The organism is Bacillus sp. HMA207 (assembly GCF_003402455.1).
Taxonomy (GTDB): Bacteria; Bacillota; Bacilli; order Bacillales; family Bacillaceae_G; genus Bacillus_A; species Bacillus_A cereus.
On record NZ_BEZT01000001.1, the window covers coordinates 786,718 to 812,539 of the forward strand.

Below are 25,822 nucleotides of genomic sequence, written 5' to 3' on the forward strand. Positions count from 1 at the left end.
GAGGGGAAGAGGGTGGAAGAGTGGATCAAGATGATAGGTAATGTAGGGTTTCCAATTGTTGTAACATTATATTTACTCCACCGTATTGAAAGTAAATTAGAGGGGGTAATTGTTGCAATTGAGAAGCTCCCGCGGCAATTACTAAAGTACGAAGATCCTCGGGATAAAAAATAAAGTTTGCTCTTCTTGAGCAAACTTTATTTTTATTGAGCGGTATAACCACCATCGATAACGACAGCTTGACCAGTTATACCTTTAGCTTTTTCACTCGCTAAAAACATCGCATAATCTGCAATTTCTTGTACTTGTAATAAGCGCTTTTGTGGAACGAGTGGATAAATAACATCTTCTAAAACATTTTCAAGTGGTACATTTCGTGTAGTAGCTAAGTCTTGTAGTTGATTACGTACAAGGGGGGTATCAACATAACCAGGGCAAAGGGCATTAACAGTAATACCATGCGTAGCACCTTCTAAAGCGGCAACTTTTGTTAATCCAATTACGCCATGTTTTGCACTATTGTAGGCAGCTTTTCCAGCAAACCCGACAAGGCCGTTAATAGAAGCGATATTAATAATACGACCATATTTTTGTTGTTTCATAATCGGAAAGGCATGCTTAATTGCAATAAACGGAGCAATTTGCATAATTTGAATTAGTAGCTCGAACTTTTCAGTTGGAAAGTCTTCAATGGGTGAAACGTGTTGCATTCCTGCGTTGTTAATTAATATATGTAATGAACCGAAATGATCAACTGTTTGAGAAATTGCTGCTGTAATTTCCTCTTCAGATGTAACGTCACATTTTAAACCGATAGCTTGAAAACCTTCATTTTGTAATTGTTCAGCAGCTTCTTTTGCGCGTTCTTCAAGCCGATCGGTAATCACAACTTTTGCACCTTCTTTTGCAAAAGCCTTTCCCATTTCATAACCAATGCCACTTGCAGCACCTGTTAAAAAGACAACTCGATTTGTAACCATGATGAAAAACATCCCTTCATAATAAAGTTTTCATAGTGCTCTATTTAGAGAAGCTATAATGAAATTCCTGCAAACATTTGGAAAAAATATCGTTAGCTATCTTGTTTTGCAAAATAGTCTTTGCTATACTATTTTGTAAAGCAAGATACTTACGCTTATCTATCTTGTAAAGCAAGATAGTAGGAGGATTTGAATTATGTCGACAAGTCAAATGCTGAAAGGGATTTTAGAAGGATGCTTACTTGCTATTATTTCTGAAGGCGAAATATACGGTTATGAAATGAGTGAAAAGCTAGCGAAGTATGGTTTTACAATGGCGAGTGAGGGAAGTATTTATCCGTTATTAATACGAATGCAAAAAGAAGGACTAATAACAAGCGTAATGAAGGAATCTCCATCTGGTCCAAAGAGAAAATATTATACATTAACAGAAAAAGGCGAGGAAGCACTTGATGAATTTATGGATCGCTGGGAAACGATGCAAAGTAGTGTAGAACGTCTACTTGAAGGGAAGGGAAGGAGAAAATAATGCTATCAAGTGAAGCGCGAAAGTTTTTGTTAGATATGAGATTATTTTTGACGGCAAAGAGTGTGAAAGAAAGCGATATTGAAAATTTTATAGAAGATGCGGAACTCCATTTAATTGAGGGGGAGAGTGATGGGAAAAGTGTAGAAGATATTTTCGGAAGCTCACCGAAAGAATATGCAAATGAACTTGTCAAAGTAATGGAAAGAGATAGACAGGAAACGTGGAAGCAAATTGGTTTTACAGTAATGAATATCGTATCGTTTTGGATTATTGCTTCTATCTTAATAGTGAATCATGGAATGTTACAGATTTCACTTATTCAGTGTATCGGTTACAGTTTTTCATTGATTTTAGTTGTTATAGGTCCTAATTTTCTACTTCGCAAAATGACCTTCGTCACAAGCTTTACAAAAACATGGTTTTCCATGTGGTCTTTAGTTATGATTGCTCCATTGTTTTTATTAGGAGCTGTTACGATATTAGATGTGATATATCCTACAAAAATGCTCACATTCACCGAAGTCCAAAGTTATATAGTAGCTGGTGGGATTTTTATGATCACAGTAGCGATAAATATATATTTTGAAGGATGGTTTAAAAACTTATATTTAATCATTCCACTTTCTATTATGTTACTGTTTAAAACATTTACATCGGAAGATCTTATGCCAATGCTATTTCAAATTATATGTTTATACGGAAGTTTGTTTATTTTAATTTTCCTTGAAATTATGATGAAGACGAATAGAAGAGAAATGGTTAAATAAGGGAGGGGTTATAATGAATGTTTCTAAAGAAGGAGAAAAGTTTTTAATCGATACGAAAGTATATTTAATAACAAAAGGGATTAAAGAAGAAGAGGTGAACGCCTTTCTAGAAGATGCAGAACTTCATTTAATAGAAGGTGAAAAAAAGGGAAAGACGGTAAGGGACATATTTGGTGACTCACCAAAAGAGTATGCGGAAGAATTAGCGAAAGAGATGGAGAAGGATAAAAGCGGAAGTATAAAGAGTGTTTTAGGAATGATTATTGGTATTGGTGGGTATTGGTTACTAACCAATATTTTATTTGGAAATTCGAATCAACAATTTACGTTAACAAATGTACAGTTAATTGGTTATCCTATCGTTTTAATTATTACAATTATTGGAACGGTTTTTGCGTTTAGAATGTCTTCTTTTAAAAGTAAATTAGTAGAGTTTGGAATTATTTATGTAATAGTAATGATACCTATTTTATTATTAGTGTTATTAATGTTTATGAATAAATGGTACGGGACACCTGTATTGCAATTAACTACAATGCAAAGTTATATACTAGCTGGAATAATCTTATTAGTACTGCTAATTGGTGAAGCGTACATACTTGGATGGATTGGAATATTAGCTGTTATCATACCGTTATTAATTATGTTTGTATTTAAAGAATTAGGGAAGCAAAACCCATATTGGGGAATGTTAGAGCCTTTACTTCTGTACGGAAGTTTATATGTATTAATGAGATGGTCTTTTAAAAATGAAGAGGAAAAAACTATAAGCTAGTTTTATACTAATAGTGAAGTGAACGAACTGAATTTTTTATCAAGGGGGGAACGAATATGCAAAGTATATTTCTAGGTATATTGTCTATTGTGTTTTTAGGTTTAACGATTTTTGGGCTCTATACTACCTTTGTGAAAAAGGTACATGATGACTATTTCGATACTTTATTAGATGACACATCGGGTTATATTCTGTTCTTCGGTTTTATTGGAAAAGGGCTGCTCTGGATACACCAAAAATTATTTCCAAAGAAATATTATATAGGGATTTTTAGAGGGATTACATTTACATTTAGTTGTCTATTTTTATTTCTAGCAGCCGGGATTTGGTTTGTTGATTGGAATAAGTCGTTTTAAACAGTAACATGAGGGTTACTGTTTTTTTCTTTGTAATAAAGAGCTTTGTAAAGAGAGCGCTTTTTGTTCTGCTGTTAATAAGGAATGAATATGAACGTTTTCTGGACGAGGGACTATCGGATACATAAGATTGGTTGGAGAAGGATGGTGCTCCGAGCCAGTTGGGGAATGAGGATCTGCATGAGTAAGTTTTCCGTGAATACGTCTTGTAAATAAGATATGACCGATTTCGTGAGCGAGCGTATATATATTTTTCATAGGAGCAGCTGAGTTTGTTAAAACGATATATCCTGTAAGTTGTTGCTGTTTTGCTAAAGAGTAAGCGCAGGCAATTACTGCTGTTTCTTTGAAATAATCACTGCCAATATAACAAATATAAAGGTCGCATTCAGGAGCTTCATTTACACATGTTTGGAAAAAGGATGCCAGCTTTTCTTGACTTTGAATGGAATTTTTATAACTGATTTCACGGTCAAAAAAACGGAAAAGTTCATTTAATACAATTACTTCTTGAATTTGAAATGTAATGGGGTGCCAAATTGATTCTGCAACAGCTAAATCTTTTGCGATGCGGTCATCAGAAATATCGGCGCCGGGAGTAATACAAATACATATATTGACGTATGGATCCATAAGGAACACCTCAAATGAAAAAAGTTCTTCCTATAATATATGTGGGAAAAAGATGTCATGTATGGATAAACGCCTTCTTTATTGAATATATAGATGACAAGTCGAAAAAATTTCATAGTTCTATAACGTAGTGTGATCATCTTTTTGATATAGTAAAGGAAAGGGGGAGAATATATGTATACATTAAAAATCGTTTCAGACAGAGAAGCACTTTATCAATTTGCGAGTTATGTAAGAGTTGTACAAGGGGTGGAAGATGTATATGTAGAGGTGGGAGAACCTTTATATGAACATCCGTTAATGAAGTTTTATGTACATATTAAGCTGAAAGAAACATATGAGCAGCATAAAGCGTTACAGGAAATAGCAAGATTAGTAGAATTGGGGCGTTTTACATATGTCCATTATCGTAATGATGAAATTGAGGAAGCTTTTGAAGCTGTAAAATATGAAAGTTTTAAGAAATAAAGGTGAAAAAAAGGAGGCGAAAGCTTCTTTTTTTCTTTAAAATTACATGAACAAAAAGAGCAAAATTTTGTTATGATAAGGGAGGTTAGGGAAAGGGGAATTTACATATGGGGTATATTGAAGAGTTACGAAAAGTCGTTGGTACAAGGCCGCTTATTCTCGTAGGATCAGCAATTATTATATTAAACGATAATCAAGAAGTATTGCTTCAATATCGTTCAGATACATATGATTGGGGTGTACCTGGTGGGGCGATGGAACTGGGCGAAACGACAGAAGAAACTGCACGTAGAGAGTTATTTGAGGAAACGGGGTTAACTGCAAAAATAATGCAATTTCTTGGTGTTCTATCTGGAAAAGAAGTATATTTCCGTTATCCGAATGGCGATGAAATTTTCAATGTTATTCATCTGTATCAGGCACATCATGTGAGCGGGGAATTAAAGCTCGATCATGAAGGGTTAAAACTTCAATATTTTCCAGTAGATAAGTTGCCAAAATTGAATGAAACGACAGAGAAAATTTTACAAAAGTTTTTATATGCGCTGACAGAATAGAAGGTTAATTCCTTCTATTTTTATTATATTAAATATTTTGATTTTTTAGTATGTTTATAGTATGATAGTTATAGATATACATCTTATGGAATTTCACCTAAAAACTGACTAGGGTACATAAGAGAGGGGCAAGTGCAAAATGCATAATGTTGTTATTACAGCTGCAGTTCGTTCGCCAATTGGAACTTTTGGAGGAGCGCTAAAAAATGTAACGCCAGTAGAATTAGCTGTTCCTGTACTTCAGGAAGCTGTAAAACGAGGCGGGGTAGAACCACATGAAGTTGATGAAGTAATTTTAGGTCATTGTATTCAAAGAACTGATGAAGCAAATACGGCGAGAACAGCTGCATTAGCGGCAGGATTTCCTGACACAGTTACGGGATATACAATCCAACGTCAATGTTCTTCAGGTATGCAAGCAATTATGTCAGCTGCAATGCAAATCCAATTAGGTGTAAGTGATGTTGTTGTTGCAGGTGGGGTAGAAGCGATGAGTTCGAGCCCTTATGCATTGAAACAGCACCGCTGGGGACAACGTCTACAGCACGGAGAAATTCGTGATACGGTGTGGGAAGTGTTAGAAGATCCGATTCACCATATTATGATGGGTGAAACAGCGGAAAATTTAGTTGAACAATATGAAATTACAAGAGAGGAACAAGATGAAGTTGCTCTTCGCAGTCATACATTGGCACTGAAGGCAATCGAGTCTGGATACTTTGACGATCAAATTGTTCCTATTACAATAAAAGAGCGTAGAAAAGAAGTTGTATTTTCGAAGGATGAACATCCACGTGCAGATATTACAGCTGAAAAATTAGCTGGATTGAAGCCGGCATTCCGTAAAGATGGATCAGTGACTGCTGGAAATGCATCTGGCCTTAATGACGGGAGTGCAGTTCTAGTATTAATGAGCGAAGAAAAAGCGAAAGAAAAAGGTTTACAACCGTTAGCTAGAATTGTTGGATATTCAGTAGCTGGAGTAGATCCAAAAATTATGGGTATTGGACCAGCACCAGCAATTCGTAAAGGTTTAGAAAAAGTAGATTGGTCATTGGAAGATGCAGATTTACTTGAAATTAATGAAGCTTTCGCGGCTCAATATTTAGCTGTAGAGAAAGAGTTAGGCTTAGACCGTGAAAAAGTGAACGTAAACGGTAGTGGCGTAGGACTTGGGCATCCAATTGGTTGTACAGGGGCTCGTATTACAGTAAGTTTAATTCACGAATTAAAAAGACGTGGGTTAGAAAAAGGAATTGCCTCTTTATGCGTCGGTGGCGGTATCGGGGTTGCCTTATTTATAGAAGCACTATAAAAAAGAAGCAGCTATTGCTGCTTCTTTTTTTACGACTCAAATAGATGATGGAATAATCGATCGCGATTTTCAAAGAAAAGTTTCGTCGTTTGGTAATGCTCAGTTTCTTCTAATGTGGATTCGTGAATTCCCTCTTGTGTTAAAGAATATATAGTGGATTCAGGATAAGCCATTAAAATAGGAGAATGCGTTGCGATAACAAATTGTGAACCTTGTTCAGCTAGTTCGTGCATTCGAATGAGCATGGAAAGTTGTCTCATTGGTGATAAAGCTGCCTCAGGCTCATCTAAAATGTATAAACCTTGTCCTGAAAAACGGTTCATAAATAATGAGAAGAATGATTCACCGTGTGATTGTTTGTGTAGTGAGATACCACCATAAGAGTTGATAACCGGATTCCCACGTGCTTCTCTATCAGCATCTATTTCATCAATATAAGAAGCAACGTTATAAAATGATTCAGCGCGAAGAAAGAAACCGTCGTTTGGTGTATTGAAACTTTTTGAAATGCGAAGGTATTCATGTAAAGATGAATGGGAATCGTTTGTGCTAAAGCGGAAGTTCTTCGTTCCACCTTCTGCATTAAAACCTAACGCAATTGCAATTCCTTCAAGTAATGTTGATTTACCTGTTCCGTTTTCTCCAATAATGAATGTTACATTTGGATGGAAAGCTAGTGATTGTAATGTTCGAATAGCGGGTAAGCAGTAAGGATATGCGGAAAAACTAGGGATATTTTCTTTTTTTAATGTGACATTTTGTAAAAAGGGTACGTCAATCAATATATAAACCTCAATTCATAACGGATTTTGAATTTAAAAAGGCAGCAAATACAAGTGTTAATGACACCTGAATCCCTTCTTGTTTTCTGAATATTTTATGTGGATTATATCATTTAAACTATCATATTCCAATGTGAAAATAAATATTGCATGAAGATCCATTCTCTCGTTATGATATATGGTATTCTATTGAAAATGTGAGAAGGAGTTAAAGTATGCCGTTTACATTTGCACATCCAGCAGCAGTTCTTCCTTTTGCGAAAAAGCATTCTAAACATATTTCAGTAACGGCTCTTATATTAGGTAGTATGGCGCCTGATTTTGAATATTTTTTGCACTTTAGACCCTATGGTGTTATTGGCCATACATGGCTTGGGTTCTTATATTTAAATTTACCGCTTGTATTTCTAATCGCATACATATATCATTACATTTTAAAAAAGCCGTTTATAACGCATTTGCCTAAACCGTTTGCTGGTTATTATTCATATGCAATAGATGAGAGGTGGGGGCTACATACCTGGAAAGAATTCTTTGTATTTTGCTATTCTGCATTATTCGGTATGCTCACGCATGTTGTTTGGGATGCATTTACTCATAATACAGGCTATTTCGTTATGAAAATAGCATTGTTACAAATTGAATTACGCAGTATTCCATTGTATAAATATATGCAACATGGGAGTACATGTGTTGGCTTATTATTGCTATTATACGTACTATGGAAGTATAAAGATGAAACAGGGAAAGATATGATTGTAGCTTTAGAAAAAAGAAAGTATTGGGTTTCGATAATCATTGTGACAGCTTTTATATTTATCGTGCATGCGTTCCTAGATCCCTATTTTCATATTTTCCAAATTGGAGGTATAATAGTATCTGGATTGACAAGTTCATTTTGTGGAATTGTCATTGTTTCTATAGTTTACAAAGCAAGGGACTAATTTTATATTCATGAATGATAGCGTTAGGAGAAATGAAATGATGAAAGCATGGAAAAGTATTTTTGTTTTATGTAGTTTTCTTCTTATGTTAAGTGGTTGCTTCCATCAAGAAGAAAAGAAAGCTGAACCGAAGAAGAAAGAATCTATTCCTGAAACGAAAGAATATGGTGGGCGTGAGCTGAAAAAAGTAGGACAAAAAGTGAAAGAAACAGGATGGGGTACTTTCAAGTTAGAGCAGATGCATTCTGTGAATCAAACATTTGAAGTAGCGCCAATGAAAATTCACGTACAAGATGTGAAAGTAATCTCTTTATCACAAATGAGTGAAAAGGCAAAAAATACATTGAAAGTATATACGGCACTAACTCCTGAAGAAGTAAAACGTAGATTAGGGGATAAAGTAAGCCAAGAAGATGCAGAATTATATGCATCGCTAAGTGGAACAGAGATTAGTAATACAATTCGTTACGTTGAGATTACATATAAAGTGGAGAATAGCGGAAATAAAAATATGCAATTTTTCTCTATGAATGATGTTATGATTAATGGTAAGCAACATTTTAAAGTAGCCACTCAAAACTTTTTATATGACGAAGATACGTTAGTTGGTACAAAAAATGTATCAAGAGAAGACTATAAGCCTGGTGAAATAAGAGATGGTATTATTGGTTTAATACTTGACGATGGAAAAGACAAGGTAAAGGATATTCAGTTTACAACTGATGATTTACTTGCAGGAGATTCAGAAACACAAGATGTTGTAAAAGAGCCACAAACGTTTAACATCTCACTAAAATAATGTAAGACAAAACAGTCAGCATACAAATATTATGCTGACTGTTTTTTTATTTCTTTTATGTATGAATCTACATTTTGAAAAGGCACCTTAATTTTAAACGCATCTTTTTGTTCATTAAATTGCTTTTCATTGTAGGGACCGAAACGTTTATTGTGCTTTACATCAATAATCCAATAATGTTCACTTTTTTTATTTGCAATTGCTGCGTCAGGGTTATTTGGATCTGATTTTTCCTCAGTTTGTTTTGCAATAATGTATTTATCATCCCAAGCAATGTCTGTAATTTTTGCAGGGATGTATTGTGTGGCATATACAGCATCTTGCGAGGGGAAAAGTTCAAATGCATTTCCAGAAGTACGTATGAGTTCGTATTCATCGTTAACCATATAAGTTAAGTGACTTGTGTTTCCTGCACAACCAGTTAATAGGAAGGCGACGAATAGGATTATCCATTTTTTCAATATGGGAACCTCCTTTATAATGCTATTGTAACAAATTGTACAAGAAAAGTAAGAGAAACGCTAGTTTACAATGTTTTTTAGAAGTGGTACGATGAGACGGGTAAAGAAGGATATGAAGGAGTCGACATAAAATGAAGTTAAAGATGCATCGTCCAGCGCTTGTAATGAATCGCATAGGTGCTTCCCTAATTGACATGTTTTTAATCTCGGTTATGTATGGTGCAGTAGTAGCTATTATGACCGGAAACTATAGTGCTATGTTTAAGCGCTTTAATATAAGCTTAGGTGATTTTAGATATGATTTTGCAGTAGTTTTCATATTAATGGCGATATATTTTATTGTATTACCCTTTCTTTGGAACGGTGTTACACTTGGAAAAAAGATAACGAGAATAAAACTAATTTCATTGAAGAGTGAAAAGCTAACATTGCAAACATTAATTATAAGATTTTTTGTAGTGTTATTACCGAACGTATTGCTATTAGGAATTCCATTAATATGTAATGTATATATGATGTTGTTCCGCAAAGATAATTGTGGTTTTCAGGATTTAATTACAAAAACGAAAGTAATAAGTCTTGTATAATGAAAAAAAGACCTTTTTATATATAAAAGGGTCTTTTTGATTTTATAAGTATATGGGGAATGTTTACAGTAAGGAAAAGCCAAAATGTATTATTTCTATTTGTAATAGATTGAAAATTAAGAAAATGATATAATGATTAAAAATAATATCTTTATTCCGCCATATTGGGGCTGAGTAAAATTTCACTTTATATAATAAGGGGGAAGTTAAAATGACAGGAGGTAGCATAATTTTTTGGGGTATTCTCATTTTTATCGGTCTAGTTTTCGATCAGCGTAATAATAAGAAAAAAGAAGGATAAAAAGTAAACGTTTACAAATTAAATAGCAATTTTTCTTGCTTGCAGATTAATCTTATAAAGGAGTATACTGAATGACGGTAAGACTTATAGAAGGGGTAATGAAAATGAAGCTTGCAGGAAAAGTTGCTATCGTAACTGGCGGTGGCATCGGTATTGGACGTAATACAGCTCTTTTGTTGGCTAAACAAGGCGCAAAAGTTATTGTGACGGACATTGATCAAGAGAGTGGACAAGCAACAGTGGAGGAAATTATGAATCTAGGCGGAGAAGCACTTTTTGTATCCTATGATATGGGAAAGCAAGGAGATTGGCAACGCGTTATTAGCATTACTTTGAATGCATTCAGTCGCATTGATATGCTTTTTCAAAATGCTGGTTTATATAAAATAGATTCTATTTTTTCTCGCCAACAAGAGAACGATTCCAATGTACTTTGTATTAATGACGTTTGGATAGAGATAAAACAATTAACGTCATCTTTTATGAAACAGCAAGAAGAAGTGGTGCTTAGTGATTTACCGATTTTCGGTATTATTAGCACGAAAGGACAATCATTTCATACAGTAGAAGCCCTAGTATAATAATGAAAACCGCCCTCAATATATGTGGACGGTTTTTTGTATGTGTATAGTAAAGATAAATTTTTTAGCGAATACGTTGTTCAGTTTGGTTATCAAAGAAATGCGCTTTATTCATATCAAATGCTAATTTAATTTGGTCACCAGGTGAAAACGTATGTCTTGCATCTACACGTGCCGCAAAATCTTGATTCCCAAGTTTCATATATAAAATGGATTCAGCACCTAATAACTCAGCAACTTCAATTTTTGTTGTGAAGGCAGTAGATTGTGAAGCTTCTAAAAATAGTAGTTCATCATGAATGTCCTCTGGACGAATACCTAAAACAATTTCCTTATTTACATAGCCTTGTTCACGTAGCATCTTCATTTTTCCTTCAGATACTTTAATTTTTATAGTATTGTCTATAACGAAATCGGTTTCAGTCAATTTACCACGGAAGAAGTTCATAGCTGGTGAGCCGATAAATCCACCCACGAAAATGTTTTCTGGTGTTTCATATACTTCTTTTGGAGTTCCAATTTGTTGGATTTTTCCATCCTTCATAACGACAAGACGCGAAGCCATAGTCATTGCTTCTGTTTGATCATGTGTTACATAAATTGTTGTTGTTCCAAGACGATGATGTAGCTTAGAAATTTCTGAGCGCATTGCAACACGGAGTTTAGCATCTAAGTTTGATAATGGTTCATCCATTAAGAAAACTTTTGCATCTCGAACGATTGCTCTACCTAAAGCAACACGTTGGCGCTGTCCACCTGATAATGCTTTCGGTTTTCTATCTAAATATTGTTCAAGTCCTAAAATTTTTGCTGCATCTTTCACACGACGATCGATTTCATCTTTTGGTATTTTTCGAAGTTTTAATCCAAATGCCATATTATCATATACACTCATATGTGGATAAAGAGCGTAGTTTTGGAATACCATAGCGATATCTCGATCTTTTGGAGGAACATCATTCATTAGTTTACCATCAATTGAAAACTCGCCTTTTGAAATATCTTCAAGTCCAGCTACCATTCGTAATGTTGTAGATTTTCCGCATCCAGAAGGACCGACAAATACAATAAATTCTTTATCTTGAATGTGTAAATTAAAATCAGTTACAGCTGTTACGTTATTATCATATATTTTATAAATGTTTTCTAATTTAAGTTCTGCCATGGTATTTCCCCCTAGAAATAATTATGCAAACGTTTTCTTTGAGTTCATTATAAACGAATAGATTCAAAAAATAAATAAAAAAATAAAACGTTTTCATTTATTGGAGATTTATTAGTGGTTTTCATATGTTTTCTTAGAAAAAGAACAATAAAAATTGTAAGCGCTATTTTAAATTGAGATAGAATCTGTTATCATTCATTAATGAAAACGTTTGCGCCTTAAAAAAGAGAAAAATGAATGATGAATGAAATGGGGTAGCATAATGGAAAAACAATGGTGGAAAGAAAGTGTAGTATATCAAATTTATCCTCGTAGCTTTATGGATAGTAATGGTGATGGTATAGGAGATCTTCAAGGGATTATTTCAAAGCTAGATTACTTAAAAGAGTTAGGGATTGATGTGATTTGGTTATCACCAGTCTATGAATCTCCAAATGATGATAATGGTTATGATATAAGCGATTATTGTAAAATTATGAACGAGTTCGGAACAATGGAAGATTGGGATGAGCTATTACATGAAATGCATGAACGTAATATGAAACTTATGATGGACTTAGTTGTTAATCATACTTCGGATGAACATAATTGGTTTATTGAATCACGTAAATCAAAAGATAATAAATATAGAGATTACTATATATGGCGCCCTGGAAAAGAAGGAAAAGAGCCGAATAACTGGGGAGCAGCGTTTAGTGGATCAGCATGGCAGTATGATGAAATGACAGATGAATATTATTTACATCTGTTTTCTAAAAAACAGCCAGATTTAAATTGGGATAATGAAAAGGTAAGACAAGATGTTTATGAAATGATGAAGTTTTGGTTAGAAAAAGGAATTGATGGCTTCCGTATGGATGTTATTAATTTTATTTCTAAAGAAGAGGGATTACCAGCTGTTGAAACAGAAGAAGAGGGGTATGTTTCAGGTCATAAGCATTTTATGAACGGTCCAAACATTCATAAATATTTACATGAAATGAATGAGGAAGTATTATCGCATTATGATATTATGACGGTTGGTGAAATGCCTGGTGTAACGACAGAAGAAGCGAAATTGTATACTGGAGAAGAACGAAAAGAATTGCAAATGGTATTCCAATTTGAACATATGGATTTAGATTCAGGAGAAGGTGGAAAGTGGGATGTAAAACCATGCTCACTTCTTACTTTAAAAGAGAATTTAACAAAGTGGCAAAAAGCATTAGAGCATACCGGATGGAATAGCCTTTATTGGAATAATCATGATCAGCCTCGCGTTGTATCTCGTTTTGGTAATGATGGAATGTATCGCATTGAATCAGCAAAAATGTTAGCGACAGTTCTTCATATGATGAAAGGAACGCCATATATTTATCAAGGAGAGGAAATCGGAATGACGAACGTTCGGTTCCAATCAATTGATGAATATCGAGATATTGAAACGTTAAATATGTATAAAGAAAAAGTGATAGACCATGGTGAAGATATAGAAAAAGTAATGGAATCTATTTATATAAAGGGTCGTGATAATGCTAGAACTCCGATGCAGTGGAATGATCAGAATCACGCTGGATTTACAAAAGGTGAACCTTGGATTACTGTAAATCCTAACTATAAAGAGATTAATGTGAAACAAGCAATCCAAGATGAAGGTTCAATTTTTTATTACTATAAGAAATTAATTGAACTACGCAAAAATAATGAAATAGTTGTGTATGGATCATATGATTTAATATTAGATAATGACCCTTCTATTTTTGCTTATGTAAGAACATATGGAGATGAAAAACTACTTGTCATTGCAAACTTTACTGCGGATGAAAGTGTATTTGAAATGCCTAAGGATATTAGTTATAGTGAATCAGAGTTATTTATACACAATTACGATGTAGAAATCGGATCAATAGATAACATTCCATTACGTCCGTATGAAGCGATAGTGTTCAAATTGAAATAAGAAAAAGCCTTATGCCACTTCAAACTTGGCATAAGGCTTTTTTGGATTACCATTTTAATATGGAGAATCCATATGGAGGAAGTGTAACTTGTAATACACTTGCTTCTGCTGAAAATTCTTCGTTTGTATAAATGTTAATTATTTTCTTACCAGTAACATGAAGAGGGAGTGAAACTGTAACTTCACTATTAGTAGGGTTTAAAACGAAAAAGATAGTTTCATCCTCATATGTTTTCGTATAAGAAATATAATTATGTTCATCATTTGCTTCGATGAATTGAAAAGTACCATGTCCTCCAAATGCTTTATGTTGTTTCCGTAATAAAATCAATGTTTGTATATGGGTAAATAATGCATGATCTTGTTCTTTAGTATCCCAAATCATACATTTACGGCAATCAGGGTCCATGCCGCCATCCATACCAATTTCATCTCCGTAATAAATACAAGGAGAGCCGATGAAAGAAAGATGGAATACATAGAGCAATTTCAACTTATTTTTATCTCCGTTGCATGTTGTTAAAATTCTTGGAGTATCATGGCTGTCTAATAAATGAAATGCTGCTTCATTTACATTCATAGAGTAGGAATGTAGAGATTCTGTAATTTGCTTCATGAATTCACTTGCTTTAATGGAATCGTTAGCAAAGTAAGAAAGTAGAGCGTTTGTAACAGGATAGCTCATGACAGCATCAAATTGATCGCCTTGTAGCCACGGAAGGGCATCGTGCCAAATTTCTCCCAAAATATATACTTCAGGATTTAGTGTCTTTATTTCAGTTCGGAATTCTCTCCAAAAGTTGTGATCGACTTCATTGGCGACATCAAGGCGCCAGCCATCTATATTGAATTCTCGTACCCAATAACGTCCTACTTCAAGTAAGTATTCTTTTACATCTGGATGAGCTGTATTTAATTTTGGCATATACGGTGTAAAGGCGAAAGTATCATAATTTGGAAGTGGTTCTGTTATAATCGGAAATTCATGAATGTGGAACCACTCTTTATATGCGGACTTCTCACCATTCTCTAGTACGTCTTGAAATTTCTCGAAAAAGTATCCACTATGATTAAACACAGCATCGAGCATTACTTTTATACCGTGCTTATGACATTCTTCAACGAGCTCTTTAAAAGTTTCTTTCGTCCCAAATTGTGGGTCAATTTCCATATAGTCAATTGTGTCATATTTATGGTTTGAATGAGCTTTGAAAATAGGTGTGAAATATATTCCGGAAATGCCAAGCTTAACAAGGTAATCAAGGTTTTGAATAACACCAGAAAAATCTCCGCCGAAAAAGTTAGTTGGAGTTGGATTCGCACTTCCCCAAGGGAGGGTGTTTTCTGGATTCAGCGTACTATCGCCATTAGCGAATCGCTCAGGGAAAATCTGATACCAAATGGTGTCTTTAATCCAAGATGGTGCTTTGAATACATCATCTGCATGAATAAATGGAAAACAGAAAAAGTTACCAACATCATCATTTGGAATGCTAGAAAAGAATCCTCGCTCTGCATAAATAAGAGTGTCTGTTTCAGATTTTAATTCAAACCCATAACGTAAGCGCTTAAATTTTGGTTCGATTGAAATGAACCAATAATCAAATAATGCAGTAGAACCCGTTTTTTTCATGGGTGTACTTGCTGATATCCATTTCCCGTCTTTCCATTCGTAAGGATCACCGTAAATAAGATCGGCGCTTTGAATATCATCTCTCTTAGTACGTACTCGGATGTGAATTGTTTGTTCATCATAAGCGTATGCATAATTATCTTTCGGCCTATGATAAATGGCTTCTTTAAACATATAGAAAATCCCCCTTCAATATCTCTATACATAGTATTCCCTTAAGTGTAATAATAAAGCCTATATTGCAAACGATTGCCTTTCTCGTAGCTTTAATATTGCTTATAAGAGTAGTATTCATTTCATATAAAGTCAATGTATAAAGAGTATAATGACATAATTTTTAAATTAATATTTGCAAAATGAATAAAAGAATGTATAATGATAGACAAATAGCGCAAACGTTTTCATAGATTGAGATATTGTTTGCGCTTCAATTAAACTATTAAATGCAAACGTTTTCAGTTACTGAGGTACATAGACAATTTAGGGAGGTTTTTGGGATGAAGAAAGCATTATCATTATTAACGGTTTCAGCATTATCTATTGGTATGTTATCTGCATGTGGGCCGAAAGATTCAGGGAAAAAAGAGGAAAGTAAAGCGAAAAAAGACTATGATCTTCTTGTTTGGGAAGATGATAAAAAAGGTGTTGGTTTAGAACCAGCAGTGAAAAGCTTTGAGGAAAAATATAAAGTAAAAGTAAAAGTTGTTGAAATGCAAATGACAGATCAAGTGAAGAAGTTACGCCTTGATGGGCCAGCGGGGACTGGACCAGATGTTGTAACATTGCCACACGATCAAATCGGAAATGCAGTAACAGAAGGTTTACTTTCTGAAGTGAAAGCAGATGATGCTGTAAAGAGTAAATTTACTAATTCATCAATAGAAGCACAGACATATAATGGGAAATTATATGGTTTACCAAAAGCAATTGAGACACCAGTCTTTATTTACAATAAAAAACTAATGCCAAAAGCGCCAGAAACGATGGACGAGCTGTTTAACTTCTCAAAAGAATTTACGAAAGATGGCAAGTACGGATTTTTAGCATTAGGAGATAACTTCTACTTTGCTAATGCATTCATGGCAGGTATGGGCGGTTATGTATTTGGTGAAAAAGATGGAAAGCCAAATGCAAGTGATGTTGGATTAAATAATAGCGGAGCAGTACAAGGTGCTGAATATCTTCAAAAATGGTACAAGGAAAAATTATTCCCAAAAGGTATTATCGGTGAATCAGGTGGGCCTGCTGCTGATGGACTATTCAATGAAGGAAAAGCAGCTTCTATCATGAATGGCCCATGGGCGTTCCAAGCAATGGAAAAGAACGGGATTGATTATGGCGTTGCTCCAATGCCGAAATTACCAAATGGTCAACCAATGAAAACGTTTGTTGGGGTTAAAGGATGGCATGTAACAAGTTTCTCTAAACAAAATGATTTAGCTACAAAATTCACTGAGTGGGTAACAAATGAAGAAAACGCAAAAATTCGATTTGAGAAAACAAAAGAAATTCCTCCAGTAAAATCAGTAATGGAAGATCCAATTATTAAAGATAACGAAGCTGCAAAAGCAGTTGCAACGCAATCTGAAAATGGAATTCCAATGCCAAACATTCCAGAAATGCAAGAAGTTTGGAAACCAGCTGGAGATGCGCTTCAATTAGTTGTTACAGATAAAGAGGCACCAAAAGCGGCGCTTGATAGTGCAGTGAAACAAATTAAAGGTAATATTGAGGCAAATCATAACAAGAAAAAATAAGGTGAAATTCGTGCCTCGAATATGAGAGGCACGAATTCTCTCCCTTCCATGTAGGAAGAAAAAAGGGGGAAGGAACATGCAAACATCTATGGAACCAGCAAATGGGTTAAACCATTCAAAGCATAGGAAAATGGCAACCATGTTATCAATCATTCCAGGCGTGGGCCAAATGTATAATAAACAATTTGTAAAAGGTCTTATTTTTCTAGTATTAACAGGTTCATTTATTGTAGCCTTTGCTGATTTATTAAATATGGGATTATGGGGTATTGTAACGCTTGGTACAGAAGTTCCACGTGACCATTCTGTTTTTCTATTAGTAGAAGGAATCTTGGCCCTTATCGTTATCGCTTTTGGGCTCGGCATATATGCATTTAACTTATATGATGCATACCAAAATGGAAAGAAACGTGATAGCGGAACACCGTTAAATTCTGTAAAAGAGCAATACCGTAATTTGTTAGATCAAGGTTTTCCTTATTTAATGGTTTCACCAGGTTTTCTACTACTTATCTTTGTGGTTGTATTTCCAATCATCTTCGTAATTTTAATTGGATTTACAAACTATGATTTATATCATTCTCCTCCAGCTAAATTAGTAGATTGGGTGGGCTTTAAAAACTTTATTGATATTTTCACTTTACCGATGTGGAGAGAGACATTTGTAAGTGTATTCTCTTGGACTGTTATTTGGACATTCGTTGCAACAACATTACAAGTTGCACTTGGTATTTTCTTAGCGATTATCGTAAATCAGCCCGGTATTAAAGGAAAGGCGATTATTCGAACAATCTTCATTTTACCGTGGGCGGTTCCAGCATTCGTATCTATTCTTGTTTTCTCTGGTATGTTTAATGAAACATTCGGAGCGATTAACAATCAAGTATTAGCTTTATTCGGAATTGAAAAGATTGCTTGGATGACAGATCCATTTTGGGCGAAGATTGCTTTAATTATGATTCAAACGTGGCTTGGGTTCCCGTTTATCTTTGCGATGACAACAGGTATACTGCAATCGATTCCGGGAGAATTATATGAAGCGGCTACAGTAGATGGAGCGACAGCTTGGCAACAGTTTCGCAAAATTACATTGCCACTTGTGTTATATGCAACAGCACCAATATTAATTACGCAATATACGTTTAACTTTAATAACTTTAGTATCATCTATCTATTTAACGGTGGAGGTCCTGCTGTAGCTGGACAAGACGCAGGTGGAACGGATATTTTAATTTCATGGATTTATAAGTTAACGATGACTTCAGCGCAGTATGGAAAAGCAGCAGCTCTTACAATGATATTATCGTTAATTGTTATTACAGTTGCGTTATGGCAATTTAAGAGAACAAAATCATTCCAAGAAGAGGATATGATGTAAATGAATATTAAAAGACAGAAGATGTTACGTCTCTCATTAAGTTATTTAGTTATTTTCGTAATGTGTGCCATCATTTTCTATCCGTTATTATGGATTATTGGCTCATCGTTTAATCCGGGTGATAGTTTATCTGGATCAAGTATTATTCCACAAAATGCAACGTTAGATCATTATCGTAAGTTATTAGATCTAGAGAATAGTAATTACTTACTATGGTATAAAAACACATTAAAAGTAAGTGTTTTAACGATGATTTTCTCAGTGTTAGCAATTAGCTTTACTGCTTATGCATTTTCGAGATATCGTTTTGTTGGAAGAAAAAATGGTTTATTAACATTTTTAATTCTGCAAATGATTCCAAACTTTGCAGCGTTAATTGCTTTATACGTATTAGCTCAATTAACAGGATTAATTGATACACACCTTGCATTAATTTTAATTTATGTAGGTGGGGCTATTCCGATGAATACATGGCTTATGAAAGGGTATTTTGATACGATTCCGAAAGAACTAGATGAATCAGCTCGAATGGATGGAGCAGGGCATTTTCGTATTTTTTGGCAAATCATTATGCCACTTGCAAAGCCAATCGTAGCGGTTGTAGCGTTATTTACTTTCATTGGTCCATTTACAGATTTCATTTTAGCGAGTATTATTTTGCGAACACCAGAAAATTATACTTTAGCAGTTGGATTATATGAAATGGTTGCGAAGAAATTCGGTAATGAATTTACAACGTTTGCAGCGGGTTCTGTGTTAATTGCGATCCCAATTTCAATTTTATTCCTATCACTACAAAAATACTTTATTTCTGGTTTAACAGCTGGAGGTACAAAAGGATGAAAAATGGGACATTACGTCCCATTTTTCTTTTCATCTCCCTATAAATAAGTTTATAGGGAGATGAAAAGAGATTTGACATCACATGTGAAAAGAAGTGAAATAAATAGTATATTATAGTATAGGAAAAAATAGCTATATCCCTTACAATACATGAAGAGGGAGAATAGGATTAGTTTTGCAAGATATAAGAAATGAAAGTTTATGACTTGCAATGAGTGCGAGATAAAATATATGAAAAATGGCAGAGAAATGAGAGGAGGGGGATTTTTATGACAGTTACAATTAAAGATGTGGCGAAGCAAGCGAATGTGGCACCATCAACAGTTTCTCGTGTAATTGCTGATAATCCAAGTATAAGTGAAAAGACAAAGCGCCGTGTTAGGAAAGTGATGAGTGAATTAGGGTATCATCCCAATTTAAATGCGAGAAATCTTGCGAACCAAACGACGAAAACACTTGGTCTTGTTATGCCAAGTTCTGCAAGTAAAGCTTTTCAAAATCCATTTTTCCCAGAAGTTATAAGAGGGATTAGTTCATTTGCACACGTAGAAGGTTATGCGCTTTACATGTCGACAGGTGAAACGGAAGAGGAAATTTTTAATGGTGTCGTAAAGATGGTACAGGGACGCCAAATTGGTGGCATTATTCTTTTATATTCAAGGGAGAATGATCGGATTATTCAATATTTACATGAACAAAATTTCCCGTTTGTTTTAATAGGAAAACCATATGATCGAAAAGATGAAATTACATATGTAGATAATGACAATTATACAGCTGCAAGAGAAGTGGCAGAATATTTAATTTCATTAGGGCATAAGCAAATCGCGTTCATTGGTGGTGGATCAGATTTACTTGTAACGAGAGATCGTTTAGCTGGTATGAGTGATGCCTTGAAATTAGCAGACATTGTATTACCAAAAGAATATATTTTACATTTTGATTTTTCGAGGGAAAGTGGTCAACAAGCTGTTGAGGAATTAATGGGACTGCAGCAACCGCCAACGGCAATTATGGCAACCGATGACTTAATTGGACTTGGTGTGTTAAGTGCTCTTTCTAAAAAAGGATTCGTTGTACCGAAAGATGTTTCTATTGTAAGCTTTAATAATGCTTTATTATCAGAAATTGCGAGCCCTCCACTTTCGACAGTTGATGTGAATATTTATCAGCTAGGATATGAGGCAGCAAAAGCTTTAGTTGATAAAGTAGAGAATGCAGAATCCACTGCAAAGTGTATCATTATTCCTCATAAATTACTAAAACGTCAAACTTGTGATCATTATGCATAAAAAAGCTAAGAGTTTAACTCTTAGCTTTTTTCATTAGAAAGGCTTCTAATCGGTCGCAGCCTTCTTTTAAAGTTTCGATACTATACGCATAGGACAAGCGAAGGTAGCCTTCACCGTATTCAGAGAATGCTGTTCCAGGAACTACAGCTAGTCCCGCTTCTTTGACAAGATCAAGTGCAAAATCAAATGATGAAGATGTCAAATGACCAACATATGGGAATAAGTAAAATGCACCTGTTGGCTTTTCAACTGTTAATTCCATTTGAGTGAGTCTATTATATACGTAATCACGGCGTTTTTTATATTGGTGGCGCATCATTTTTGGTGCGTCTTTAGCTGCTGTTAATGCTTCAATTGCAGCGTATTGAGCGATTGAAGTAGCACACGTTACATTGTATTGATGAACTTTTAATATGTGTCCTGCTAAATAGCTTGGTGCAAATAAAAGTCCAACACGCCAGCCAGTCATAGAATGTGATTTAGATAAACCGTTAATGACAATTGTCTTTTCACGCATTTCTGGGAAATGTGCGATAGATGTATGCTTTTGTTCATATACAAGCTCACTATAAATTTCATCTGAAAGGACGAAAATATTTTTATCTTTTAAAACATCTACAATATCTTTTAATTCTTCTGTGGATAAAGTTACACCAGTTGGATTAGAAGGATACGGTAGTACGATACATCTTGTTTTTTCTGTAATAGCATTTTTAAGCGCTTCAGCTGTTAAACGAAATCCAGTTTCACGAACATCTACAAAAATAGGCGTTGCACCGCATAATCGAATAATGGGTTCGTAACCTGGATAAATAGGAGCAGGTAAAATTACTTCTGTTCCTGGCTCTAAAATCGTTCGGAATGCAACATCAATTGCTTCGCTAGCACCGATTGTAACGATGGTTTCGTTTTCAGGTGAGTAATGTAAATCGTAGTTATCTTTTACGAAGTTACAAGCTGCCTTACGTAATTCTAGTAAACCAGCGTTATGTGTATAGCTTGTATAGTTTTCTGTAATAGCCCGTTTTGCCGCTTCTTTCACGAGAGAAGGTGTAGGGAAATCGGGTTGTCCAATTGTTAAAGAAATCAAATTATCATAGTTTTGAATCATGTTAGAGAATTGACGGATTCCAGAAATTTGGATATCCTTCACTCTAGGGTTAATGAATTGTTCCATTGTATCTCCCTTTCTTCCGTTTGAAAATTAAGTTCATTTTATCATATTTTCTATGATTACGCTTTGTATATGTTATTTAGAAAGAGAGAGAAAAGAGAAAAAAAGCCGCTATAAGCGACTTTTTAATATCCGTATTCCCAATCTATTTCATCTTCATTCCAGAGTACAGAGGATACCTTGCCAAGGTGAACAACTGATTCGTTCACAGCACATGTGCAGTTTTCTTCTCCCGCTTTATGCTGTAACTCTTCATATACTGATTTTTCAACATTTTCTAGAACAACCAAATTTTCTTCTTTTAAAACAAGCGTAGTACCCGCCATATTTATCTTCCTCCTACTAAAGTAATGATCACTTATTTGTAAACATAGATAGTATGGATTATATGCTGTATTTTGCTATAGTTGTCCGTCTAAAAAAGTATTTTTATATTTTCTTTGTAATCCGTATTCATTGTATACTGCACGAAGGAAATTTGGTACAGGGTTTACAATCATTTCGAAAATCTGTAACAATTATTATGAGTTGTTAACAAAGAATTAACAAATATGTTAAGAAAAATCAAAATTTTAAAACAAATACACCTATAAAATGATATAATCATATCAAAATACATATAGGGGATGAGAGGTTATGGAGCTTATCCGTGATTTATTGATTCAAATTGCCATCATAATTTTGCCACTATTTTTATATGAAGCGATTCGTTTAAATCGCTATCAAGAAATGCCTCCGAAGCCAAATCGTTACTTTATTATGTTTTTATCTAGCGTTACGCTCGTTCTCTCCATGACATACTCTATTTGTTTTGGCAATGTGTGTGGGTATAACTTTCATCCCATTCCAATTGTCAGTGGTTTTTTATATGGTGGGATTGTTGGTTTAATCCCAGCGGTTATTTTTGTTGCATACGAATGGTTACTAAAGGGAATGAGCTTTCTTCCAGTTTTAGAAGTAATATTTTTATTGATAGTTCCGCTATTTTTATCAAAGAAATGGTCTCTTTTTTCAAGGGATAAGAAATTAATTTTAGCATTTATGATTTCATCATTTTATGTGCTTGTTTCTTTAGTATTAGGCATGATTAATGTTCTTTTGGAAACAGGATTTACACCGTATATTTCGCAAATATATAGCGGATTTATATTTGCCTCGCTTATCATGGTCATGACAATGGTATTCCAGGTGTATTTAACTGAATATTTAAATGAAAATGCATTGCTACGTACAGAGATGCAAAAATCAGAAAAGCTTAATATTGTAAGTGAGTTAGCAGCAAGTGTGGCACATGAAGTTCGAAATCCACTAACTGTTGTTCGTGGATTTATCCAATTGCTAGAAAGTACGGAAGATGTGAAGAATAAGGATTATATGCGTCTCGTATTAGCTGAATTGGATCGGGCGGAACAAATTATTTCAGATTACTTAAATTTAGCAAGGCCACAAATTGAGAAAAAAGAACACATTTGTTTATCAGCCCAATTAATAGAAATGACCACTCTTATGTCGTCATTTGCAGCGATGCAAGGTGTATATTTACAAGTTGAAATTTCAGAAAGTCTTTATACGATTGGTGATAAGACAAAATTGAAGCAAGCCATTATGAATGTTGTTAAAAATGGTATTGAAGCAATTCAAGGAAATAAAGGATATTTAAAAGTAACAGCTATTCAAAAAGATGAAACAATCATAATAAGAGTTAAAGATAGTGGTGTTGGTATGACGAAAGAACAGTTAGCAAGGCTTGGGCAACCATATTATTCTTTAAAAGAAAAAGGGACAGGATTAGGACTTATGGTAACATTTATTATTTTACAAGCGCATAATGGTACATTGGAATATAAGAGTGAAAGTGGAAAAGGCACTGAAGCAATTATTATATTACCAGCTGTACAAAATAAGGAATAAAAGTTACCGATGAAAGGTAACTTTTTATTTTATATTGTTTATTCATTTGTTTTTTCTTGTTTTGCTCGGCTAAATAAACTTTTAAATGATTGAAAGAAGCTTTGCTCTTTTGAGGCAGCAACCATTCTTTTTGTTTCTTGAATTTCTCGAATAACTTGCATAAGCTGTGCATCACGGTTACTGTCTTTATTATAAATTTGACTAACAAGTTTATTCATTTTTTCTTCCTGTTTGGATTCTCGTTTATACATATGATTCATTAATAAGTCCATCTTTTCTTTTTGCAGTGCATCTGTTTGAGCGGCGTGATCGACTAACTCTTGAAGCATTTTTTCTTGAGAGCCTTCTTTTACATAAACTTGTTGCATCAATTCGTCTAGTTTCTCATCCTTTAAACGATTTTGTGTAATTAAAGTAGAATTTTGATGAATAATTGCCTCATTTAATTGAGCTAGCATTTCAAGTTTTAACATGAACTCCTCAAAGTTACGCCCATCTTCTTTTTCTTTCGTTTGTATCTCTTGCTTATCTTGTATAACTGGTACAGGTGGGGCCTCTTTTTCTTTTAAAATAATCGGTATCGTTTCTGAAATATCTTCTTGTAATGTAGCAGCTCTTTCGTGTATAGATTTCAATAATTTTAAATCATCAAGTTTATAAATACGAGCATCAGCTGTTTTGGAAATCATATAACCATGTTCCTCTAACAGTTGACTATATTTGCGAACTATATGTTTTGGGATGCCTGTTTTATTCGTGACATCTTTCGTTTTATAGGTAGCTTCCATCATATTTCCTCCCCAAAAAGTATCGTATATATCATTTCAATCTTTTATGAGGACTTCCTTTGAAAAAGAATGTCGGAAGGCTATTAGTTTTCTACAGCATTAGTGAAAAAATGAAAATTTTTGGCGGAATGGCAAGGAATAACTAAAATAATGTCTGAAAACATATACAGGAGAAGTTTGTTATAATAACGGAGGAAAAGAAACTGGTAGAAACATGGAGGTATACATGAAGCAATTAAAAGGTATTATCATTTCAATTATCGCAATTCTGTCTATTTTAGTAGCAGTTTATGAAGTACTTGTGCCAGAGGAAACAAGTGTAAAGAAAACGAATACGTATGATCAAGTGTTAGAATTTCCGAAAGAACGTTATCCAGAGACAGGAAAACATATTACGGATGCTATAAAAGAAGGGCATTCAGAAGTTTGTACAATCGATCGTGGTGGTGCTGCAGATAGAAGGAAATTGTCGTTAGCACCATATCCATCAAAAAAAGGGTATGATCGTGATGAATGGCCAATGGCGATGTGCAAGGAAGGCGGAAAAGGAGCACATATTGAATATATAAGTCCGGCGGATAACCGTGGAGCAGGCTCTTGGGTAGGGAATAAGTTAGATAAATACCCAGATGGTACGCGAGTAAAATTTGAAGTGAAGTAGTAGTTGTATATTTCATAATGAAGGAGAAGGGGAACTATGGAGTTAACGATTTCTTATTCGCAATTAATGTTGATGAACTATGACGGTGAGCAGCCTTATGTAGATTGGACTGATGAAGATTTTGAAAGAGGTTATGCTAAGGCAGATGGAACTGTTATTTTTGAAGCACTTTCTGATTATACTTGTGAAGTGAAAGTGACCCCAGGGAAACATATTGAAAAAGAAGAAGTAGTTAGAACGATTACGGTTCCTTTTACAGTTGAAAATGAAAGTATCGTTATAACGAGTATTCTTTCTAATAAATTTCAAATACCTATTCCAAATGGTGAGTATACAGTTGTATTACAAGCAATTCCTCTTGAAGAGCCAACGGATGATGAATTATATAAAATACAATATGAATTCTTTTTTGAAAGTAAAGAATAAAAAATGGGTTATCCTGAGAA

30 protein-coding genes are annotated in these 25,822 nt (G+C 34.4%); 21 read left to right on the forward strand and 9 right to left on the reverse strand.

From position 1 onward, the window contains the following. The first annotated feature begins 12 nt into the window (after positions 1 to 12). A complete protein-coding gene (locus tag HMAS_RS04365) occupies positions 13 to 174 on the forward strand; it encodes a YvrJ family protein (RefSeq protein WP_000393336.1) in 162 nt (53 codons plus the stop codon). 29 nt (positions 175 to 203) lie between these two features. Here the strand turns inward: HMAS_RS04365 and HMAS_RS04370 are convergent, their stop codons facing one another. Further along, a complete protein-coding gene (locus HMAS_RS04370; RefSeq protein WP_000258427.1) occupies positions 204 to 980 on the reverse strand; it encodes a 3-hydroxybutyrate dehydrogenase in 777 nt (258 codons plus the stop codon). A gap of 196 nt (positions 981 to 1,176) precedes the next feature. Between HMAS_RS04370 and HMAS_RS04375 the strand changes: the two genes are divergently transcribed. The 4 genes from HMAS_RS04375 to HMAS_RS04390 are packed head-to-tail and all read left to right on the forward strand — an operon-like array spanning position 1,177 to position 3,407. Next, positions 1,177 to 1,509, forward strand: coding sequence for a PadR family transcriptional regulator (locus tag HMAS_RS04375; RefSeq protein ID WP_000107982.1), 333 nt, complete (start codon positions 1,177 to 1,179; stop codon positions 1,507 to 1,509). Beyond that, a complete protein-coding gene (locus HMAS_RS04380; protein WP_000952889.1) occupies positions 1,509 to 2,276 on the forward strand; it encodes a DUF1129 domain-containing protein in 768 nt (255 codons plus the stop codon). Before HMAS_RS04375 ends, HMAS_RS04380 begins: the two co-directional genes overlap by 1 nt. Before the next feature lie 13 nt (positions 2,277 to 2,289). Continuing rightward, positions 2,290 to 3,051: a DUF1129 domain-containing protein gene (locus tag HMAS_RS04385; protein WP_025709087.1), complete on the forward strand. Its 762-nt coding sequence runs from the start codon at positions 2,290 to 2,292 to the stop codon at positions 3,049 to 3,051. 56 nt (positions 3,052 to 3,107) lie between these two features. Next, positions 3,108 to 3,407, forward strand: a complete 300-nt coding sequence (locus tag HMAS_RS04390) for a hypothetical protein (RefSeq protein WP_001190643.1) — start codon at positions 3,108 to 3,110, stop codon at positions 3,405 to 3,407. A gap of 15 nt (positions 3,408 to 3,422) precedes the next feature. Here the strand turns inward: HMAS_RS04390 and HMAS_RS04395 are convergent, their stop codons facing one another. After that, complete coding sequence (locus tag HMAS_RS04395; protein ID WP_000371605.1) at positions 3,423 to 4,040, reverse strand: ImmA/IrrE family metallo-endopeptidase; 618 nt, start codon at positions 4,038 to 4,040, stop codon at positions 3,423 to 3,425. Positions 4,041 to 4,214: 174 nt separating this feature from the next. Here HMAS_RS04395 and HMAS_RS04400 point away from each other — a divergent pair, with 174 nt between their 5' ends. The 3 genes from HMAS_RS04400 to HMAS_RS04410 all read left to right on the forward strand — a co-directional run bounded on the left by HMAS_RS04400 (position 4,215) and on the right by HMAS_RS04410 (position 6,380). Next, a complete protein-coding gene (locus HMAS_RS04400; RefSeq protein ID WP_000288330.1) occupies positions 4,215 to 4,508 on the forward strand; it encodes a DUF3928 family protein in 294 nt (97 codons plus the stop codon). Between the two features lie 107 nt (positions 4,509 to 4,615). Continuing rightward, a complete protein-coding gene (locus tag HMAS_RS04405; RefSeq protein ID WP_000540529.1) occupies positions 4,616 to 5,065 on the forward strand; it encodes an NUDIX hydrolase in 450 nt (149 codons plus the stop codon). Positions 5,066 to 5,204: 139 nt separating this feature from the next. After that, positions 5,205 to 6,380: an acetyl-CoA C-acetyltransferase gene (locus HMAS_RS04410; RefSeq protein WP_000552078.1), complete on the forward strand. Its 1,176-nt coding sequence runs from the start codon at positions 5,205 to 5,207 to the stop codon at positions 6,378 to 6,380. 29 nt (positions 6,381 to 6,409) lie between these two features. Here HMAS_RS04410 and HMAS_RS04415 read toward each other — a convergent pair whose 3' ends face one another. Beyond that, positions 6,410 to 7,162 (reverse strand): AAA family ATPase, encoded by a 753-nt coding sequence (locus HMAS_RS04415; protein ID WP_000567998.1) that lies wholly within the window; start codon positions 7,160 to 7,162, stop codon positions 6,410 to 6,412. A 215-nt stretch (positions 7,163 to 7,377) separates the two neighbouring features. Here HMAS_RS04415 and HMAS_RS04420 point away from each other — a divergent pair, with 215 nt between their 5' ends. Continuing rightward, positions 7,378 to 8,106, forward strand: coding sequence for a DUF4184 family protein (locus HMAS_RS04420; protein WP_001116855.1), 729 nt, complete (start codon positions 7,378 to 7,380; stop codon positions 8,104 to 8,106). Positions 8,107 to 8,143: 37 nt separating this feature from the next. Continuing rightward, positions 8,144 to 8,905, forward strand: coding sequence for a hypothetical protein (locus HMAS_RS04425; RefSeq protein ID WP_000973899.1), 762 nt, complete (start codon positions 8,144 to 8,146; stop codon positions 8,903 to 8,905). Between the two features lie 29 nt (positions 8,906 to 8,934). Here the strand turns inward: HMAS_RS04425 and HMAS_RS04430 are convergent, their stop codons facing one another. Further along, the gene (locus HMAS_RS04430; protein WP_000758787.1) at positions 8,935 to 9,366 is read right to left on the reverse strand and encodes a DUF3997 domain-containing protein; all 432 of its coding nucleotides are present in this window, start codon (positions 9,364 to 9,366) and stop codon (positions 8,935 to 8,937) included. A 131-nt stretch (positions 9,367 to 9,497) separates the two neighbouring features. On the opposite strand from HMAS_RS04430, the gene HMAS_RS04435 reads away from it, so the two are divergent. The 3 genes from HMAS_RS04435 (at position 9,498) to HMAS_RS04445 (ending at position 10,835) form a co-directional block, all read left to right on the forward strand. Then, a complete protein-coding gene (locus tag HMAS_RS04435) occupies positions 9,498 to 9,953 on the forward strand; it encodes an RDD family protein (protein WP_000769082.1) in 456 nt (151 codons plus the stop codon). A gap of 211 nt (positions 9,954 to 10,164) precedes the next feature. Continuing rightward, on the forward strand, positions 10,165 to 10,254 hold the full coding sequence (locus HMAS_RS04440) for a hypothetical protein (protein WP_000145636.1): 90 nt from the start codon (positions 10,165 to 10,167) through the stop codon (positions 10,252 to 10,254). 71 nt (positions 10,255 to 10,325) lie between these two features. Beyond that, on the forward strand, positions 10,326 to 10,835 hold the full coding sequence (locus HMAS_RS04445; protein ID WP_000218410.1) for an SDR family NAD(P)-dependent oxidoreductase: 510 nt from the start codon (positions 10,326 to 10,328) through the stop codon (positions 10,833 to 10,835). 64 nt (positions 10,836 to 10,899) lie between these two features. On the opposite strand, the gene HMAS_RS04450 is transcribed toward HMAS_RS04445, so the two are convergent. After that, the gene (locus HMAS_RS04450; protein ID WP_000818931.1) at positions 10,900 to 12,000 is read right to left on the reverse strand and encodes an ABC transporter ATP-binding protein; all 1,101 of its coding nucleotides are present in this window, start codon (positions 11,998 to 12,000) and stop codon (positions 10,900 to 10,902) included. 262 nt (positions 12,001 to 12,262) lie between these two features. On the opposite strand from HMAS_RS04450, the gene malL reads away from it, so the two are divergent. Beyond that, positions 12,263 to 13,939 (forward strand): oligo-1,6-glucosidase, encoded by a 1,677-nt coding sequence (malL, locus tag HMAS_RS04455; protein ID WP_000415178.1) that lies wholly within the window; start codon positions 12,263 to 12,265, stop codon positions 13,937 to 13,939. 46 nt (positions 13,940 to 13,985) lie between these two features. Here malL and HMAS_RS04460 read toward each other — a convergent pair whose 3' ends face one another. Then, positions 13,986 to 15,746: an alpha-glycosidase gene (locus tag HMAS_RS04460; protein ID WP_000471775.1), complete on the reverse strand. Its 1,761-nt coding sequence runs from the start codon at positions 15,744 to 15,746 to the stop codon at positions 13,986 to 13,988. A gap of 323 nt (positions 15,747 to 16,069) precedes the next feature. On the opposite strand from HMAS_RS04460, the gene HMAS_RS04465 reads away from it, so the two are divergent. The 4 genes from HMAS_RS04465 (at position 16,070) to malR (ending at position 20,842) form a co-directional block, all read left to right on the forward strand. Next, positions 16,070 to 17,329 carry an extracellular solute-binding protein gene (locus HMAS_RS04465; RefSeq protein WP_000709923.1) on the forward strand — a complete coding sequence of 420 codons (1,260 nt, stop codon included), beginning with the start codon at positions 16,070 to 16,072 and terminating at the stop codon, positions 17,327 to 17,329. Positions 17,330 to 17,405: 76 nt separating this feature from the next. Then, positions 17,406 to 18,707, forward strand: coding sequence for a maltosaccharide ABC transporter permease MalC (malC, locus tag HMAS_RS04470; protein WP_001194996.1), 1,302 nt, complete (start codon positions 17,406 to 17,408; stop codon positions 18,705 to 18,707). Next, the gene (gene malD, locus HMAS_RS04475; RefSeq protein WP_001022608.1) at positions 18,708 to 19,550 is read left to right on the forward strand and encodes a maltosaccharide ABC transporter permease MalD; all 843 of its coding nucleotides are present in this window, start codon (positions 18,708 to 18,710) and stop codon (positions 19,548 to 19,550) included. A 269-nt stretch (positions 19,551 to 19,819) separates the two neighbouring features. Continuing rightward, positions 19,820 to 20,842, forward strand: coding sequence for a maltose operon transcriptional repressor MalR (gene malR, locus HMAS_RS04480; RefSeq protein ID WP_000219053.1), 1,023 nt, complete (start codon positions 19,820 to 19,822; stop codon positions 20,840 to 20,842). 13 nt (positions 20,843 to 20,855) lie between these two features. On the opposite strand, the gene HMAS_RS04485 is transcribed toward malR, so the two are convergent. Beyond that, positions 20,856 to 22,019 carry an aminotransferase A gene (locus tag HMAS_RS04485; RefSeq protein ID WP_000434577.1) on the reverse strand — a complete coding sequence of 388 codons (1,164 nt, stop codon included), beginning with the start codon at positions 22,017 to 22,019 and terminating at the stop codon, positions 20,856 to 20,858. Between the two features lie 122 nt (positions 22,020 to 22,141). Continuing rightward, the gene (locus HMAS_RS04490; protein WP_000929280.1) at positions 22,142 to 22,342 is read right to left on the reverse strand and encodes a hypothetical protein; all 201 of its coding nucleotides are present in this window, start codon (positions 22,340 to 22,342) and stop codon (positions 22,142 to 22,144) included. Positions 22,343 to 22,652: 310 nt separating this feature from the next. Between HMAS_RS04490 and kinB the strand changes: the two genes are divergently transcribed. Further along, on the forward strand, positions 22,653 to 23,927 hold the full coding sequence (gene kinB / locus HMAS_RS04495) for a sporulation sensor histidine kinase KinB (RefSeq protein ID WP_025709085.1): 1,275 nt from the start codon (positions 22,653 to 22,655) through the stop codon (positions 23,925 to 23,927). Positions 23,928 to 23,965: 38 nt separating this feature from the next. Here kinB and HMAS_RS04500 read toward each other — a convergent pair whose 3' ends face one another. Further along, complete coding sequence (locus HMAS_RS04500) at positions 23,966 to 24,715, reverse strand: DUF3967 domain-containing protein (RefSeq protein WP_000388471.1); 750 nt, start codon at positions 24,713 to 24,715, stop codon at positions 23,966 to 23,968. 226 nt (positions 24,716 to 24,941) lie between these two features. Between HMAS_RS04500 and nucA the strand changes: the two genes are divergently transcribed. Both nucA and comJ read left to right on the forward strand, forming a co-directional pair. Continuing rightward, entirely contained in the window at positions 24,942 to 25,376 is a 435-nt protein-coding gene (nucA, locus tag HMAS_RS04505; RefSeq protein ID WP_000811494.1) for a DNA-entry nuclease, read from the forward strand. Positions 25,377 to 25,412: 36 nt separating this feature from the next. Further along, a complete protein-coding gene (gene comJ, locus HMAS_RS04510) occupies positions 25,413 to 25,802 on the forward strand; it encodes a competence protein ComJ (RefSeq protein ID WP_000424030.1) in 390 nt (129 codons plus the stop codon). The last annotated feature ends 20 nt before the right edge of the window (positions 25,803 to 25,822 follow it).

Bases quoted from the DNA above. Each gene is read 5' to 3' on its own strand.
- HMAS_RS04385 (WP_025709087.1), top strand. From the start codon at position 2,290: ATGAATGTTTCTAAAGAAGGAGAAAAGTTTTTAATCGATACGAAAGTA.
- HMAS_RS04410 (WP_000552078.1), top strand. From the start codon at position 5,205: ATGCATAATGTTGTTATTACAGCTGCAGTTCGTTCGCCAATTGGAACT.
- comJ (WP_000424030.1), top strand. From the start codon at position 25,413: ATGGAGTTAACGATTTCTTATTCGCAATTAATGTTGATGAACTATGAC.
- kinB (WP_025709085.1), top strand. From the start codon at position 22,653: ATGGAGCTTATCCGTGATTTATTGATTCAAATTGCCATCATAATTTTG.
- HMAS_RS04400 (WP_000288330.1), top strand. From the start codon at position 4,215: ATGTATACATTAAAAATCGTTTCAGACAGAGAAGCACTTTATCAATTT.
- HMAS_RS04375 (WP_000107982.1), top strand. From the start codon at position 1,177: ATGTCGACAAGTCAAATGCTGAAAGGGATTTTAGAAGGATGCTTACTT.
- HMAS_RS04435 (WP_000769082.1), top strand. From the start codon at position 9,498: ATGAAGTTAAAGATGCATCGTCCAGCGCTTGTAATGAATCGCATAGGT.
- HMAS_RS04395 (WP_000371605.1), bottom strand. From the start codon at position 4,040: ATGGATCCATACGTCAATATATGTATTTGTATTACTCCCGGCGCCGAT.
- HMAS_RS04500 (WP_000388471.1), bottom strand. From the start codon at position 24,715: ATGGAAGCTACCTATAAAACGAAAGATGTCACGAATAAAACAGGCATC.
- malR (WP_000219053.1), top strand. From the start codon at position 19,820: ATGACAGTTACAATTAAAGATGTGGCGAAGCAAGCGAATGTGGCACCA.
- HMAS_RS04460 (WP_000471775.1), bottom strand. From the start codon at position 15,746: ATGTTTAAAGAAGCCATTTATCATAGGCCGAAAGATAATTATGCATAC.
- HMAS_RS04485 (WP_000434577.1), bottom strand. From the start codon at position 22,019: ATGGAACAATTCATTAACCCTAGAGTGAAGGATATCCAAATTTCTGGA.
- HMAS_RS04490 (WP_000929280.1), bottom strand. From the start codon at position 22,342: ATGGCGGGTACTACGCTTGTTTTAAAAGAAGAAAATTTGGTTGTTCTA.
- HMAS_RS04465 (WP_000709923.1), top strand. From the start codon at position 16,070: ATGAAGAAAGCATTATCATTATTAACGGTTTCAGCATTATCTATTGGT.
- malC (WP_001194996.1), top strand. From the start codon at position 17,406: ATGCAAACATCTATGGAACCAGCAAATGGGTTAAACCATTCAAAGCAT.
- HMAS_RS04445 (WP_000218410.1), top strand. From the start codon at position 10,326: ATGACGGTAAGACTTATAGAAGGGGTAATGAAAATGAAGCTTGCAGGA.
- nucA (WP_000811494.1), top strand. From the start codon at position 24,942: ATGAAGCAATTAAAAGGTATTATCATTTCAATTATCGCAATTCTGTCT.
- HMAS_RS04425 (WP_000973899.1), top strand. From the start codon at position 8,144: ATGATGAAAGCATGGAAAAGTATTTTTGTTTTATGTAGTTTTCTTCTT.
- HMAS_RS04420 (WP_001116855.1), top strand. From the start codon at position 7,378: ATGCCGTTTACATTTGCACATCCAGCAGCAGTTCTTCCTTTTGCGAAA.
- HMAS_RS04440 (WP_000145636.1), top strand. From the start codon at position 10,165: ATGACAGGAGGTAGCATAATTTTTTGGGGTATTCTCATTTTTATCGGT.
- malL (WP_000415178.1), top strand. From the start codon at position 12,263: ATGGAAAAACAATGGTGGAAAGAAAGTGTAGTATATCAAATTTATCCT.
- malD (WP_001022608.1), top strand. From the start codon at position 18,708: ATGAATATTAAAAGACAGAAGATGTTACGTCTCTCATTAAGTTATTTA.
- HMAS_RS04405 (WP_000540529.1), top strand. From the start codon at position 4,616: ATGGGGTATATTGAAGAGTTACGAAAAGTCGTTGGTACAAGGCCGCTT.
- HMAS_RS04380 (WP_000952889.1), top strand. From the start codon at position 1,509: ATGCTATCAAGTGAAGCGCGAAAGTTTTTGTTAGATATGAGATTATTT.
- HMAS_RS04450 (WP_000818931.1), bottom strand. From the start codon at position 12,000: ATGGCAGAACTTAAATTAGAAAACATTTATAAAATATATGATAATAAC.
- HMAS_RS04370 (WP_000258427.1), bottom strand. From the start codon at position 980: ATGGTTACAAATCGAGTTGTCTTTTTAACAGGTGCTGCAAGTGGCATT.
- HMAS_RS04390 (WP_001190643.1), top strand. From the start codon at position 3,108: ATGCAAAGTATATTTCTAGGTATATTGTCTATTGTGTTTTTAGGTTTA.